Origin of the sequence: Bacillus cereus group sp. N31 (genome assembly GCF_016483245.1) — a bacterium.
GTDB lineage: Bacteria > Bacillota > Bacilli > Bacillales > Bacillaceae_G > Bacillus_A > Bacillus_A toyonensis.
In genome coordinates this window covers 12,404-26,138 of sequence record NZ_JAEHCH010000036.1, presented here as the reverse complement: position 1 = coordinate 26,138, position 13,735 = coordinate 12,404, and the positions used below count along the sequence as shown (strand labels likewise).

Here is a 13,735-nt window from a genome sequence, read left to right as displayed (position 1 = left end):
AACTACGTACCCCACACATTGCTTACGGATAAGTTAACCCTTTCGCTTCTTCCGCGGTAATTACTATGTAACGATTTCCCGTTCTTAATCCTAGCAGTTCTACTTTTTCGACTGCGTCCTGCTTCGTCTCTGCATAAGCAGCTAAATATTTATCTCCATCGATAATTTGGCAAATTACATATTGTTTCATTACTTTCTCCTTTTACATTTTAATTAGTTGTGCAAGTTTTTTTATACCTATTTCAATTTCTTCTAACGTTGCATATGAATACGATAGTCGCAAAAATTGGTTTGCACTTCTATCATACAAAGTACCTGGATTTAATAAAATCTTTTCTTGTAAAGCTTTGTCAAATAAGCTACGATTCGAAACAGGTACATTCATATGTAACCAAATATAAAAACCACCTGTCGGTTCATACCATGTTGCTATTTCACGACAATATTTCTCTAACATATGTAACATAAAATCTCTACGTTTCTTCAATTCATTTCTTACAAACTGTAAATGTTCATCATATAATCCATTTGTAAACCATTCTGCTGCAATTTGCTGGGATATAGAACTCGAACCATAATCTGTTTGCATTTTTATATCTGCCAACCTTTGAATTACTGATTCAGGTCCAACAATCCATCCAATTCTTAAACCTGGACTAATCACTTTAGACATACTCCCGATATGTAGTACAATTCCGTTTTTATCATATGCTTTTAAAGGCTTTGAAACAGGCTCATCAAACCATAAGTCTTGATACACTGCGTCCTCTATAATAGGCAATCCAATTTCATTACATATCTCCATTACTTCTTTCCGCTTCTCTGCATTCATACTAAAGTTCGTCGGATTATGAAAAGACGGAATTGTATATAAAATAGATGCGTTAAATTGCTTCTTATATTTCGCAATATATGATGCATTTAATCCATTCTCATCCATTGGTATTCCAATTAAACGCATTCCTGCTGATTGAAAAACATTAAGCGAATATAAATAGGATGGTTTTTCTAGTAAAATCGATGCCCCTTTCGGAAGAAGACCCATAGAAATAAGTTGCAACGCTTGAATTGCTCCTGAAACAATTAAAATAGAATCAGGAGATACATATACACCATGCCCTTTTAAGTAGCCCGCAATTTTCTCCCTTAAATAGAGATTTCCTTTCGGCTCTTCATATCCAAGTGGCACGTTTGATTGCAACAGCTTATTCATTATTAGTTTCATCTTTTTTTCAGGTAAGAGACTCGGCGCGAGTTCACCTGTTCCTAAACGAATTACATGCGGATAAAATTCAGCTTGATTAATATCTTGAATAGCAGGAAGGTTCGGATAATGAAGCCCTGTTTCTACATAAGACTGCCAATTAGGAGGCGGAGCATATGTTGAAGTGTTCTCATTATTATTTACAACAATCGTTCCCTTTCGGCCATTTCCCTCAATGTACCCTTTTACTGCTAGTTCATCGAAAGCCATTACAATTGTACTTCGATTCACACCAAATGTATGTGCCAAATCTCTTTGTGAAGGTAACTTTGTTCCAACAGTCCATTCTCCATTAACGATTCTTTCTTTTATATACGTTTCTATTTGTTTATACAAAGGAGACGCTAAAGACATATCAGGCTTCCAAACTAATCTTTCCATCATACATATCACCTTACATTCTTTTTGGTTGGTGACCTCCCCAACCATATGGATGGATACAAATTTTCATTTCTTCTATACAATATACACTATCATAATGAATTAAAGTAGGAGGTAATATAATGAGTGAAGCGATTATTCACGGTATCATCCTTGCATTTGGCCTTATCATTCCATTAGGTGTCCAAAATGTTTTCGTATTTAACCAAGGTGCGAGCCAACCTAATATTTGGAGGGCAGCCCCTGTAGTATTAACTGCTTCTCTATGTGATACGTTACTAATATTAATTGCAGTACAGGGTGTATCCCTTGTACTCCTTACTTTTTCTTGGCTAACGACGACATTATATACGATTGGATTTATCTTTCTCATATATATGGGCTTCGTTATTTGGAGAAGTAAGCCTTCCAAAGATGTAAAACAAGAAAAAAGCATGCCTTTAAAAAAACAAATTATTTTCGCTGTATCGGTTTCGTTATTAAATCCACATGCGATTTTAGATACAATCGGTGTAATTGGGACAAATTCTATTCAATATATAGGAAGTGAAAAATGGGCTTTTACATCTGCAACGATTATCATTTCTTGGATTTGGTTTATTAGCTTAGCTTTAGCTGGAAAGTTTTTAAAGAGGCTAGACTCAACTGGAAAGGCAATCGTATTATTAAACAAAATTTCAGGCCTCGTCATATGGGGAGTCGCACTTTATATGTTAAAACAAGTTATTTTCCCTAACTAAATTAATAGGATTGCACGCTAATTATAGGTCATGCAATCCTATTTCAAATTATGCAGTCGGTTCTGGCTTCTGTTTTATTGCCTTTTCATCTTTTGCTGGTTTAATCCAAATCATTGCTATAACGGCACCAATAACAGCGAAAATACTTGTCAAATAAAACACTTCATGGTCCGACCCTTTCATAAAAAATGAATATAGGGGTGGTCCAGCTGCTACACCGATAAATCGCATCGAACTATAAAATGACGTAACCGTGCCTCTCTGCTCCTTTTCAATCCCTTGTGTAATTAGGGCATCTAAACATGGGAGTGCCATACCAATTCCTACTCCCATAATAACGAGACATAGAAGTAGTAAATAGATCCCTTTTATAAATAAAGGGATTATGACTGATGCCGCAGCCAGTAAAAAGCCAATATAAATACACTTCTTCATAACATTTTGATTATCTCCAATTTTTTTACCAGCCATATATGAACTAATCGATAATACAAGCAAAGGAATAGCAAGTACACACCCTTTCCATATACCATGAATGTCATACTTTGACTCCAGTATAGTAGACAAATAAAAGAGAATTCCGAATAAAATAAGCATTATAATTGCACCTAGTGCAAAAATGGCAATTAACCATCTTCCCTTTTCTCGAAACGTAGAGATAATAGCTTGAATAAACTCTTTTAATGGTGGTACTTCTCCTTCTTGTTTTTTTGCTTTTACTAGTACCAGTAATAAAACAATCGATACTACACATAAAACTGGAATCGCCCAAAATGGTAAGAACCATATAATGGCAGCTAGAGCAGATCCTAAAATAGGGCTGAGCACTTTTCCAAATGTATTTGATGTCTCAATGATTCCTAAACCTGCGCTAACCTGTTTTTCATCTTTGTATAAATCACCAACACACGGTATAACAACTGGCATTGCACCAGCAGCACCAATACCTTGAATCGCTCTACCGATAAGTATCCAAACGTAGGGATTATCAACTTTCCATGATACCCAACCAGTTACCGCTCCTCCGATAGCCGCAATCAGTAAACTCGGAACCATTACCATCTTCCGTCCCCATCTATCTGATAAATAACCAGCAATCGGTATAAGTAAAATTGCAACTATGGAGTAAATTGTAATAATCATGGATACTTGAAACGATGAAATATGTAATTTCTTTTCGATAGTCGGCAGTATTGGAATGAGCATTGAATTCCCTAATGTCATAACAAGTGGAACTGATGCAAGCGCAATTAAACAACAGTTTTCTTTTTTTAACATGTTGACTTCGGAACCTTTCATCATATATTTCTTGCCATATAATAGCCCTGATGGAACGTAATTTTTCATTCCACCAGGGCTATTACATCTTTACTACTTCCCATTCACAACGAAAGAAATTGGGTAAAATATAGTATTATTCCTATTGTTTGAATCCAGTTCGCTATATATCCATACCAATTAATTGAAAAAAAAAAGAAAGGAAGAATCCTTCCTTTCTCCTATAACCTTCTACATTTAGCGAGTATATCCGCCACCAAGTTGTTGTTCTGCCATCGCTACAAGGCGTTTCGTGATTTCACCACCTACAGAACCGTTTGCACGTGAAGAAGTTTCAGCTCCAAGTTGTACACCAAACTCTTGTGCAATTTCATATTTCATTTGATCTAGAGCCGCTTGTGCTCCATGTGATGCTAATTGATTAGAATTACGATTTCTAGCCATTACCAATCACCTCCTTGATATATATATAAATTGTGCCAAATTCGAATTTAAATACATGGTAATTTTTGGTTATTTTTAACTATAAAAAAAGAGACTCTAAATAGAGACTCTTTTATCATTTTATATTACGAGGTTACTACCTCTAATCTTCTATCTGTTAATACTTTCATTTCTTCTTTTAATATATCTTTCGCGTTGTGTCCAAACCATTCTAGCGAAGCAAAATAGTCCGTATCTCGCACTTCCCGGATGATATCATCATAATTTACAATACCTTCAAATAATGGAACCATACCAATACGACTTCCCGCTGCGGCATATACATTATTAGGTTCAAATACATGTAAATAATCCGCTGACGATATATTCTTAAAATGGTAATGTTGTATCCACGGTCTTAGTCGATGAAAACTGTCTATTGGATCTGCACCAGACTCCCATATATGAAGAAAATCAAGGTTTATTTTCAAATTCGGATGGTCTACTTCTTCTAATAATTCCAAAGTAGACGGCAACGTGTCCGTTAACGTATTTGGATGTGTTTCTAAAAGTACATACATATTATGCTGAGCAAATAAATCACAAATCTTGTGGATTCGCTTTACATACTCTTGCCTCTCTTGTTTCGAGAAGTCTACACTCCCTTTTTGTCCGGCAAACGTACGAATTTTATTCGTATTAAACCAATTTGCTAACATTACGAGTTGTTCACATTTCCCCATCGTTTTTTCAAAATCTGCTGATAATGATATGTCTAAATAATCACTTATCATCGTAATTTCTAAGTTTTTATCCTTTAAAAAATTCAACTCTCGTTCTGTCGTTTCACGCTCTTGCACATACAAATTTTGTGCATGAGTTCCCCACAATTCAATTCCTTCAAAACCGTTTTCATATGCAAATTGAACAATATCAGTAAATGAAATTAATTGATGACGAAATGAAATGGTACATAGCGAATATTTCATAACTTTAAACTCCCCTATCTTAAAATTCAGTTAGCTTTTTAAAGAGTTACGACAGACTGATTTGTTTTCATACCTTTCCATGATAGAAACTGTCTCTCTAATTCCTTCTTAATTTGCAGTTCAATTGCATTCATTTCATCCAGTTTTTCAATAATCGATACGAGCATACCCTTATTATTCGTCATTGCCATTTTAATTGCACGATACTGTACATTTGTAAATCCTTGTACAATATCCTCTACCCGATCACACCAATAATCAAACTCCTCTTCCGAGTATTGTAACGTTTCACGGAAGTATGCAAAGGCATGTTCATAACTATATTTACGAATTGCAAGTACTGGTATTTGTTTTACTGCTGCTACAAGCTTAGAGAGCGAATACCCCTCTTCCTCATTTGCCATTTTTATAATTAAATTTTTTAATTCCATAGTCAGTTCATTATCATACTTTTTGAATGTCTCAGTGAAATAATTAGCTACCATTTCTTGCGTCGGCTCCTGAATCGCCTCTACATCAATGAAATAACCACCACCAAATGGATTATCTTGAACAGAGTGAATCACTTTTTCTCTTTCCATATTCCCTTCCCAACGAAAATCAGGATCTAACATGAACCATTCTTCTTCTTTCTCTGTCTTCGATATCATTAAATAATGCGGAAATGGTTTTTGGTGAAACTTATTTTCCCTCTCTGGTAATAAAGACATATCCACCATTACAATTACATAACGATTTTCCGGCTTATTTTCTACTAATTCTAAAAATGTTTCTACATTTCTATCTTTATCTTTTGCATGATCATACCATTCGTTCACTTTAATACCATACAGTTTTTCATACCAAAGTAAATAATTATCATGGTTAATGTTTTCGGAGTGATACGAAATAATTCCGCCTTCTGTTATATCAAAGTCTCCATCCCATAGTCCAAAATAAAATGGACGAAAATCTATATCACCGCGTCTTTTTATAATTTCACAAAAACAGCTCACTAAACAGTGCACTTTAATTGAAGTCATACTCTCATCCACTTTCTCCAAGGTTAGTTATTCACATTTGATTCTTGTAACGGCTGTAACTCTTCCATAAAATCAAGTAAAGATCCTACAGTAAGAAACGCCTTTGGATCTACCTCATCCTCTGGGACACATAACTTCAAATCCATTTCTATGTATACGATAAGCTGCAACATCATTACCGAATCTATATATAAATCTTGATTTAAACGCATTGTTTCTTCTAAATGCGTTACATTTTTCAGTTCCATTTTTTCTGTCATAATTTTCAGCACTGCACTCTTTAACGTTTCACGTCTCATGTTGTAACCTCTCCCATCTCTAGTAATTTTCTACTTACTTTTCCAGTTTTATTTTTCGGAATTTCAGTTACACTTTCAATTTCATACGGAACTTTATAAGACGGTAAGTGCTGAATACACCATTCTCTTATTTGTACTGGGTCAATATGAGAGATTACTTTCGCTTTTACGATTTCTCCCATCACTGGATGTTTCCCTCGGTATACAATGGCTTCTTGAATACCTTCTAATCGAAGAATCGTTTCTTCCACCTCTATAGGAAACACTTTTAACCCTGAAACATTGATTACATCATCCATACGCCCCATAAAGTGAAGGCCGCGCTCAGATTCATACCCTAAATCTTTCGTATAAATTTCCTTTCCAGCAATTTTCACTACGATTTCTTCAGGCTCGTTTTCATCTGATCCTATGTTTATACTTACATGTGGAAGTGGTTTTCCTAAATCTAAATGACTCTCCATATCATGACATATACTAATACAACCAGCTTCAGAACATCCATATTGCTGCATCATGTACGTTGTCATTTCATTTAGTTTATAAAATAATGTTTCGGGCAAAGGTGATCCGGATGTCATAATTTTATGAAACTGGAACGTTCCTAGTGGAAAACTCCCCATAATATGTAGCATCAATGGTACTGCATATATGATATGTTTTTCTGTATTGCGAATAATATTTAATGCAAATTTAGGGTTTTTATTCGTAATAATTATAGGCTTACTTCCTCTTGTAATAGAAGATAACGTACCACATATTAATCCGTATGAATGTGAAACAGGAGCCATAACAATCGGTACTTCATCTTCTTCACAATTTAAAGCTTCATTATAAGCAACTATTTCAGTATCAACTTCCGTCCATGATCTGCAAATCAATTTCGGTTCTCCCGTGGTTCCTGAGCTATATTGCAATAAAGAAGGCTCTTGTAGCACTGAATTCACTACTTCTAATTTTGTAAATTCGCTACATTCTCCATATAAAAGTCCCGTACAATTTGCACGCCTTGCCATTTTAATAGCCGTATCTTTTGGTGTATCTTCATGTATAAGAAGTACAGATGATTTCTTTTCTTTTAAGAAAAACACAAGTGTAATAATATCAAATGGATCTTTCAGACAAAGTGCAAATCTATTTCCTTGTGCTGCTTGAAATTGTTCCATTTCCTCGTAAACTTGTAATCTCGATTCAAAATCATTTTTACTATACTCTTGTTTATTAACGATTAGCATAATTTCCCCCTGTAACAAATGATTTTTGTATGTTAAGTTGCTTTGCACTATACAATGGATTTGGAACTTCATGAACAAGCGATTCTACATCCAAATATAAACGACGCTTCGTTAATTGCTCCGCATAGAAAGTAGCTGTGTATAATTGAATGGATTCAAATCTCTCTTTCAAATGTGGATATTTTCTAAAATGATTTTCAATTTCTTCGACAATCATCATCCAAAAACGTTCTTCTTTCCATTCATATTCATCCGCAAGTATGAAAGCTAACTCTCCTAGATTAAATAAGAAAAGTGCATCTAAAACCATCTCTTGCAAACATTCGATGCGATCCATTTCAAAGAAATCATTCATTTTTCCGTTCACATACGTTTTATGCATTTTTGTAAACTCAGGGCATTTGTCAATTTCTTTCAAGTATGGACGATAAAACTCAAGTCCTTCATGAAAGTCCTTTAATGCAACCCGGACAGGTAGCCCTTCTTTATGGACTAAAATCATATTTTGACCGTGTGATTCTAATGCGATCCCGTGCTCTACAACAAGATGTAAAACCGGTATTATCGCTTTTTGAATAAGTACTTGCAGCCAATTTTCTATTCCATATTTGTTTAACCATGCATCAATAATTGGTGTACTATCTTTCTTTTTTGCATATAAGCCATTAAAGGGAACTGCATCCTCTTGTTTATCTACATATTTGTGAACGCTTTCACGCCAAATACATCCTAATGAACCATATGTAGCTTTCTTATTCGTATCATACGTTACGCTCGAGAATTCCTTTAATAAAATCAAGCGCGATTCATCCCTTAAATAAGGATCCTGACTTACGACATCACTTAACCAATTTGATATAGCTGGTGCACTCACAACCGAATGTGGTTTCAACGTACGGATAGTTGAAGTATTAAGTAAATTCATCGATAACTTAACATATGGCTTATTTGGATTCGTCATATTTCTTAACGTTCTCATTGACTGTTGGGCGCAGTATTCATCCGATGATTCCCCTAAATAAATCACATATTTCCCCTGTATATGATCAGCATAATTAGGAATAATAAAGTTCTCCCACTGCCAAGGGTGGACTGGGATAAACAAATACTGTTTTGGATTACATCCCATATTTTGAATACGATTTATATATTCTTCTATTCTCTGCACACCAATTTCTTCTGTTAAAGTATTGCTATAAATCATTTCATTTTCATAACCTACAGTCGCATATTTCTTATGTGCTGCAATCCATATGAGTTTTATTGGCTTCATGAATTCATATCCATATTGAAAATTGTCACGATATTGAAATCCAATGCGCGCTTTATAGCTAGGATGATACGGGTGACCGTCTATTAAATGGCTTTCAAACTCATCGTAAGATTTTCGAGTATATTCCTCCCTTTTATTTCTTTCATATTGTGCAATCGTGTCTTTAAATATTGTTTGTTCTAATTCGTGAATAAAAGAATCTAATCTAGTTCGTTCTACGTTAACAACCCGAAAAACTTCTTCTAAAAATTGCGACACAGATTGTATTTCTTGTTGTTCATCTTGCACTCGTATTAGTAACGAGTCTACAGCAATACGTCCAAATGTCATCCTTTCTCTTCCGTGACATTGGTACGAAACATTTTTGTTTTCTTCATCAAGTCCTTGTATAATAAAAAGAATTTGTTCTTCCTTCTCTACACGAACTGGCGTTATAATCCCCTCATAAATTAACGATTCTACTAACTGACGTAACACCCTTCTTCGCACTGAAATGTATTCTTCTGATTCAAGTGCCTTCAATATTTTCGTGTGATACATATCCACTTTCATAAACTCCTCCACTTATGACGAAATACCAAATTCCATTATTTGTATTACGTGAAATTTTAACGCTATTTATGAACGAACAGCCACTTCTCTAACGAGTGGATTATGCACTTGCACATAAATTGCTTGCTCTAATGGATTTGTTAATTCATCGACATCGAAAAATCTCGTTAATAAATTTGCTTTACATGCCAACTTATCCTCTTCCAACAATTCTCTTAAAAATGTAGAAGGTTCACGGTTATATGGAAGGAATGATTCCAATACAGACCTTAATTTAGAAAGTAGAATTTCCTCCTTAATTAATCCTGCCGTACCAAAACCGTTAATAAGTCCAAACATATGATTAAAAATTAAATAGTAACGAAACCTTTCATCTACAATATAATCGTCATATAAATTCCCAGTACGTTCTCCAATACCAGATAACTCATTATTAAGCATCTCTTTCATTGAATTACAGAAATAAAACCCTTGATTATCACGGAAATAATATTTTACTGGATAACCATCCTTCAACTGTACAACACTATTTTGTTGATGAGCTTCTAATGCAACTCCATACTGTAAATACATCCATACCATCGGCTTTAAAGAAATATTTACATACCGTCTAAACCACTCTAAACTTACTTCTTCACAGCTTCTATTTTCTAACTCTGCTATATGATGAATTATATTCGATAAACGAGTGCGCTCTCCAGGAATAGCATCTTGAACTAGTCCAGCAATTAATGTAGCATCATTTGCATGTTCACTATAGAAAGGGTTCTCGCGAATAATTACTTCAAATCCAGATTCTTGTGTTCCATAATTTAATGTAATAAAGGCTGGATCACAAATAAAATCAAAGCCTGGGAATCTTTCTCGTACTTCACCAATAGCCGTATTTAACATTTCCTTCCCTTCAAGGCCACTCTCAAGTTCTTTCAACTTATTAATGCGCATTGAATTTGTTACTTTCACTGGAAAGGAAAACTTAAGCATATATTTCGAATGAGGATGATATAGCGTCCTAAGTGATGATGTTGCCATATAACACTTACCTACTGGACCAATATATTCAAGCACTCCTTGATTTATCCACTCTTGTACATAAGGTTGATGTAATAACCATTCAGCCTGAAGCGGATGAATTGGAATTAATGAATATTCATCTTCCTTACAGTACTTCTCTATAAATTCCTCATTTACCATCTCATCTTTACTTAATTCTTCTTTTATAATCGTTGTTGTAGAATCTAATAATAATGATTTTTCATTTACTATACTTTTATGTGCGCGAAAATAATGAAGCTGGCATTCTCCTTTTAATTCTGGAGAATACATTGCACTTTTCCAATCCAATATACCTTGTCTACTCTTTGGGGTAGGATGAGTTAAATGCCCAAATAATAAAGATTGCTCCGCCTCTATAAAAGTTGTATGGAAACCATATAATGCAGATGTATCTTCTGCTCTCTCTTTTGTAAATTCTTCAATATTTTGACAACTGCGAATAACTCGAAGCATAAGCTCAGCAGGATTAGTTCCTTCTCCATAGTTGATAGACATCTCTTTTATTAAAAATGTAATAACTGTAACATAATCTGCTTTTATAACAGTTTTAGTTTCTCCAATTTGATAATAAAACTGTTCTCCAAACAAATGGCGATCTGTTGCTGATTTATATATAACTTCTCCATACAAAGTAACATTCTGTGCCGATAGCCGACAACATAAATATGTGGGGACTACATTTCTATTCAACGTATTACTGAAGATACTTTCCATTCTTTCATCCTCTGTAATCCATTCTCCACTCCCTGTTTCTCTTAAATAACAGTTTAAAAAACTTTGTATTGTTGCATGTTCTGCGATTTGTTTCGCATGCTGCATACTGGTCCTCCTCTTTATATTAACGCTATCGAAATTTTATAAAACAACCAATGATTGAATATCATTATCAATTATGATTCTAATTGATTGTTATTATCAATTCAAGAGTATATTTCAGAATTTTTTTATCTAACTAAATTTTTTTCCTTTTCTATCATTTATTTCATCTAATTAAAAATACAATAGAAAAGTTTTTACTCTCAAGTTAACTATTCATTATTTTTCACATTACTCGTTATTAATCGATTGAACAGAGTTAAACAAAAAGGTATACCAATTAAAGGTATACCTTTTAAAAACATACAGTTTACATAATAATATTATTTATATTCCTCCAGCAATACGCTGTTTCTTCTACCTGTACTCTCTCTAAAAATTTCGTATCAATTTTTTCAGGATTATATTTTTCATAAAACTTTTTAGCGGGATTATTAGTAACGACCCAAACTAAAAGAGATTGCATACCATTTTTTATACATTCCGACAGTAACGCTTGAAATAATTTTTGTCCTATTTTCATTCCTTGATACTGTTGTAACAGATAGATCGCATATAATTCCCCATCACAATTATATGTACCGCTTCTTTCAACTCCCCCATCAATGAATCCGATTATTTTTCCATTTAACGTTTCTGCTACAAATCTGAATTGGTAATTATCTTCTTTTTGAAAAATATTCTCCCACTGCTTTTTTCTTTGTTCAAATGTTACATTTTCTAAAATTTCGTTTTCGAATATCCCGGTATACGTTGTTTTCCAGCTTTCCACATGTACTTTTGCTATTGCTGCAATATCCGATTTTGTCGCCCTTCTAATGTGTATCTCCACCATTCTCATCCCCTTTAGAGAATAATTATAGCAAACTGTTTTTTTACGCGTAAAAAAAAGAGTGAATTTTCATCACCTTTTTTATCTACTTTCAACTTCAACTGAAACAACTCGATCAATCTCTTTTAGTGAACTATATAACTCAGTTGTATATAAATCTTCTGGAGCTAAAATAACCATCTCCAATTGCTGAAATGCACCACTATCAATATCTTTAATTTTCACTCGTTTTACATGCATGCCTAATTTTTTAATTTGCTTAAATATACCATCTAATTCTTGGTGCTCTTTTACAGTAATTTTTATAGATAAGTCCTTTTGTCTTAATGAATACGGGCCTGCAATTTTCACAATTTGCGGAAGTACGTTAATCGCTAAAATAATTAAAATCATGGCAACGGTCGCTTGCAAATAAAACCCTGCTCCAATTGCTATACCTAAAGCTGAAGCAGCCCACACCATAGAAGCTGTCGTTAATCCAGAAATAACGTCATTACTTCTTCGTAAAATGACACCTGCTCCAAGGAAACCGATTCCGCTCACAATTTGAGCAGCAAGACGCATTGGATCCATATTTGTATGACCTGGAACAGAATATACATGAACTGATTCAATTGAAACCATCGTAATTAAACAACTTGCTACAGAAATAACCATACTTGTTTTCACACCAAGCGGTTTATTCTTTAGCTGCCTATCTATCCCGATGAATAATCCTAAAAAGAGCGCTAAACCTAATTTGAGTAAAAATTCATATGACATGTTTCATTCTCCTTACTTTACAATGTTTCCCTTCGAATAATTCACTATAACTCTTTTATGATATCTATTCCAGTCTTTTCTATTCATTTAACGATAAAAGCCGAAAAAACATTTTTATATGTTTTTTCGGCTTTATATTCCGATTAAGAACTTTCTTTATTTCTGTTCTTTAATCTTAATCTGCGCATCTTTATAAAATGCTAATTTACTGTCATTATACTCTTTTGTATAATTGTTAAACTGCTCTTTCGACTTTTGTGCTTCTCCATTTAACTCATTAAAAGTTTTAACTTTCTCACCAATCTCTTTTAATTTCGTTTCTTTTACCTTTAATTGTTCGTACAATTCTTTTTCAGTCGCTAACGCCTTCGTGTAGTTTTCATTCATCTTTTGGAATGCATCGTAACGTTTTTTATACGACTCTTCAACTGCCTTTGCTTGCTTTTGCACTTTCTTATCTTCAAGTTTTTCTATATTACTTTGAACGGATTTCGTTTCCTTCTGCGCTTTTTCTAGCATTTCTTTTTCGTTTTTCAATACTTTTTCACGGTCAGCTACATTTGCAGTCGCTTGTTCTATCTTTTTCATAACTGCGTCATTATGATCTTTACCTTCTTGTAAAATTTGAGAATATAGTTCTTGACCTTGCTTCTCTAAACCCTCTAATTTTTTCGCTTCATCAACTAAAGACTTTTCTTGTGTCGCTGCTGTTTCAAAAGCTGTATATAAATTTTCTTCTGGCTTTTCACCGAAACACCCTGTTAATACCCCTACTGATAACGCTCCAACTAATGCTACTTTTCCATACTTCAA

General features: G+C 34.0%; 14 protein-coding genes. 1 reads left to right on the top strand and 13 read right to left on the bottom strand.

Annotation, left to right across the window (positions count from 1 at the left end; translation table 11 throughout):
* Positions 1-22: 22 nt before the first annotated feature.
* The gene (locus JDS81_RS27525; RefSeq protein WP_097953347.1) at positions 23-190 is read right to left on the bottom strand and encodes a DUF3933 family protein; all 168 of its coding nucleotides are present in this window, start codon (positions 188-190) and stop codon (positions 23-25) included.
* A 12-nt stretch (positions 191-202) separates the two neighbouring features.
* Complete coding sequence (locus tag JDS81_RS27520; protein WP_106080521.1) at positions 203-1,648, bottom strand: aminotransferase-like domain-containing protein; 1,446 nt, start codon at positions 1,646-1,648, stop codon at positions 203-205.
* 119 nt (positions 1,649-1,767) lie between these two features.
* Here JDS81_RS27520 and JDS81_RS27515 point away from each other — a divergent pair, with 119 nt between their 5' ends.
* Entirely contained in the window at positions 1,768-2,385 is a 618-nt protein-coding gene (locus JDS81_RS27515) for a LysE/ArgO family amino acid transporter (protein WP_001287314.1), read from the top strand.
* Between the two features lie 48 nt (positions 2,386-2,433).
* On the opposite strand, the gene JDS81_RS27510 is transcribed toward JDS81_RS27515, so the two are convergent.
* From JDS81_RS27510 to JDS81_RS27460, 11 genes are all read right to left on the bottom strand, one after another.
* The gene (locus JDS81_RS27510) at positions 2,434-3,663 is read right to left on the bottom strand and encodes a bacillibactin exporter BcbE (RefSeq protein WP_142316316.1); all 1,230 of its coding nucleotides are present in this window, start codon (positions 3,661-3,663) and stop codon (positions 2,434-2,436) included.
* A 237-nt stretch (positions 3,664-3,900) separates the two neighbouring features.
* Positions 3,901-4,107, bottom strand: coding sequence for an alpha/beta-type small acid-soluble spore protein (locus JDS81_RS27505; RefSeq protein ID WP_000113546.1), 207 nt, complete (start codon positions 4,105-4,107; stop codon positions 3,901-3,903).
* Positions 4,108-4,232: 125 nt separating this feature from the next.
* Complete coding sequence (locus JDS81_RS27500) at positions 4,233-5,075, bottom strand: sugar phosphate isomerase/epimerase family protein (protein WP_000877705.1); 843 nt, start codon at positions 5,073-5,075, stop codon at positions 4,233-4,235.
* Positions 5,076-5,113: 38 nt separating this feature from the next.
* Complete coding sequence (locus JDS81_RS27495) at positions 5,114-6,097, bottom strand: DUF6005 family protein (RefSeq protein ID WP_000200692.1); 984 nt, start codon at positions 6,095-6,097, stop codon at positions 5,114-5,116.
* A 23-nt stretch (positions 6,098-6,120) separates the two neighbouring features.
* Positions 6,121-6,396, bottom strand: coding sequence for a petrobactin biosynthesis protein AsbD (asbD, locus tag JDS81_RS27490; protein ID WP_001250761.1), 276 nt, complete (start codon positions 6,394-6,396; stop codon positions 6,121-6,123).
* On the bottom strand, positions 6,393-7,631 hold the full coding sequence (locus tag JDS81_RS27485) for an AMP-binding protein (RefSeq protein ID WP_097953345.1): 1,239 nt from the start codon (positions 7,629-7,631) through the stop codon (positions 6,393-6,395). The genes asbD and JDS81_RS27485 overlap by 4 nt, the downstream gene beginning before the upstream one ends.
* On the bottom strand, positions 7,618-9,456 hold the full coding sequence (locus JDS81_RS27480; protein WP_142311476.1) for an IucA/IucC family protein: 1,839 nt from the start codon (positions 9,454-9,456) through the stop codon (positions 7,618-7,620). The genes JDS81_RS27485 and JDS81_RS27480 overlap by 14 nt, the downstream gene beginning before the upstream one ends.
* A gap of 66 nt (positions 9,457-9,522) precedes the next feature.
* Entirely contained in the window at positions 9,523-11,331 is a 1,809-nt protein-coding gene (locus JDS81_RS27475; RefSeq protein WP_097953344.1) for an IucA/IucC family protein, read from the bottom strand.
* 307 nt (positions 11,332-11,638) lie between these two features.
* Positions 11,639-12,163, bottom strand: a complete 525-nt coding sequence (locus JDS81_RS27470; protein ID WP_097953343.1) for a GNAT family N-acetyltransferase — start codon at positions 12,161-12,163, stop codon at positions 11,639-11,641.
* A gap of 78 nt (positions 12,164-12,241) precedes the next feature.
* Entirely contained in the window at positions 12,242-12,922 is a 681-nt protein-coding gene (locus JDS81_RS27465) for an MgtC/SapB family protein (RefSeq protein WP_000119505.1), read from the bottom strand.
* 156 nt (positions 12,923-13,078) lie between these two features.
* Positions 13,079-13,735, bottom strand: coding sequence for a YkyA family protein (locus JDS81_RS27460; protein ID WP_033658408.1), 657 nt, complete (start codon positions 13,733-13,735; stop codon positions 13,079-13,081).

Excerpts from the sequence above, each read along its gene's own strand:
- JDS81_RS27485 (WP_097953345.1), bottom strand. The coding sequence starts at position 7,631 with ATGCTAATCGTTAATAAACAAGAGTATAGTAAAAATGATTTTGAATCG.
- JDS81_RS27525 (WP_097953347.1), bottom strand. The coding sequence starts at position 190 with ATGAAACAATATGTAATTTGCCAAATTATCGATGGAGATAAATATTTA.
- JDS81_RS27465 (WP_000119505.1), bottom strand. The coding sequence starts at position 12,922 with ATGTCATATGAATTTTTACTCAAATTAGGTTTAGCGCTCTTTTTAGGA.
- JDS81_RS27510 (WP_142316316.1), bottom strand. The coding sequence starts at position 3,663 with ATGTTAAAAAAAGAAAACTGTTGTTTAATTGCGCTTGCATCAGTTCCA.
- JDS81_RS27495 (WP_000200692.1), bottom strand. The coding sequence starts at position 6,097 with ATGACTTCAATTAAAGTGCACTGTTTAGTGAGCTGTTTTTGTGAAATT.
- JDS81_RS27475 (WP_097953344.1), bottom strand. The coding sequence starts at position 11,331 with ATGCAGCATGCGAAACAAATCGCAGAACATGCAACAATACAAAGTTTT.
- JDS81_RS27515 (WP_001287314.1), top strand. The coding sequence starts at position 1,768 with ATGAGTGAAGCGATTATTCACGGTATCATCCTTGCATTTGGCCTTATC.
- JDS81_RS27500 (WP_000877705.1), bottom strand. The coding sequence starts at position 5,075 with ATGAAATATTCGCTATGTACCATTTCATTTCGTCATCAATTAATTTCA.
- JDS81_RS27505 (WP_000113546.1), bottom strand. The coding sequence starts at position 4,107 with ATGGCTAGAAATCGTAATTCTAATCAATTAGCATCACATGGAGCACAA.
- JDS81_RS27480 (WP_142311476.1), bottom strand. The coding sequence starts at position 9,456 with ATGAAAGTGGATATGTATCACACGAAAATATTGAAGGCACTTGAATCA.
- asbD (WP_001250761.1), bottom strand. The coding sequence starts at position 6,396 with ATGAGACGTGAAACGTTAAAGAGTGCAGTGCTGAAAATTATGACAGAA.
- JDS81_RS27470 (WP_097953343.1), bottom strand. The coding sequence starts at position 12,163 with ATGGTGGAGATACACATTAGAAGGGCGACAAAATCGGATATTGCAGCA.
- JDS81_RS27520 (WP_106080521.1), bottom strand. The coding sequence starts at position 1,648 with ATGATGGAAAGATTAGTTTGGAAGCCTGATATGTCTTTAGCGTCTCCT.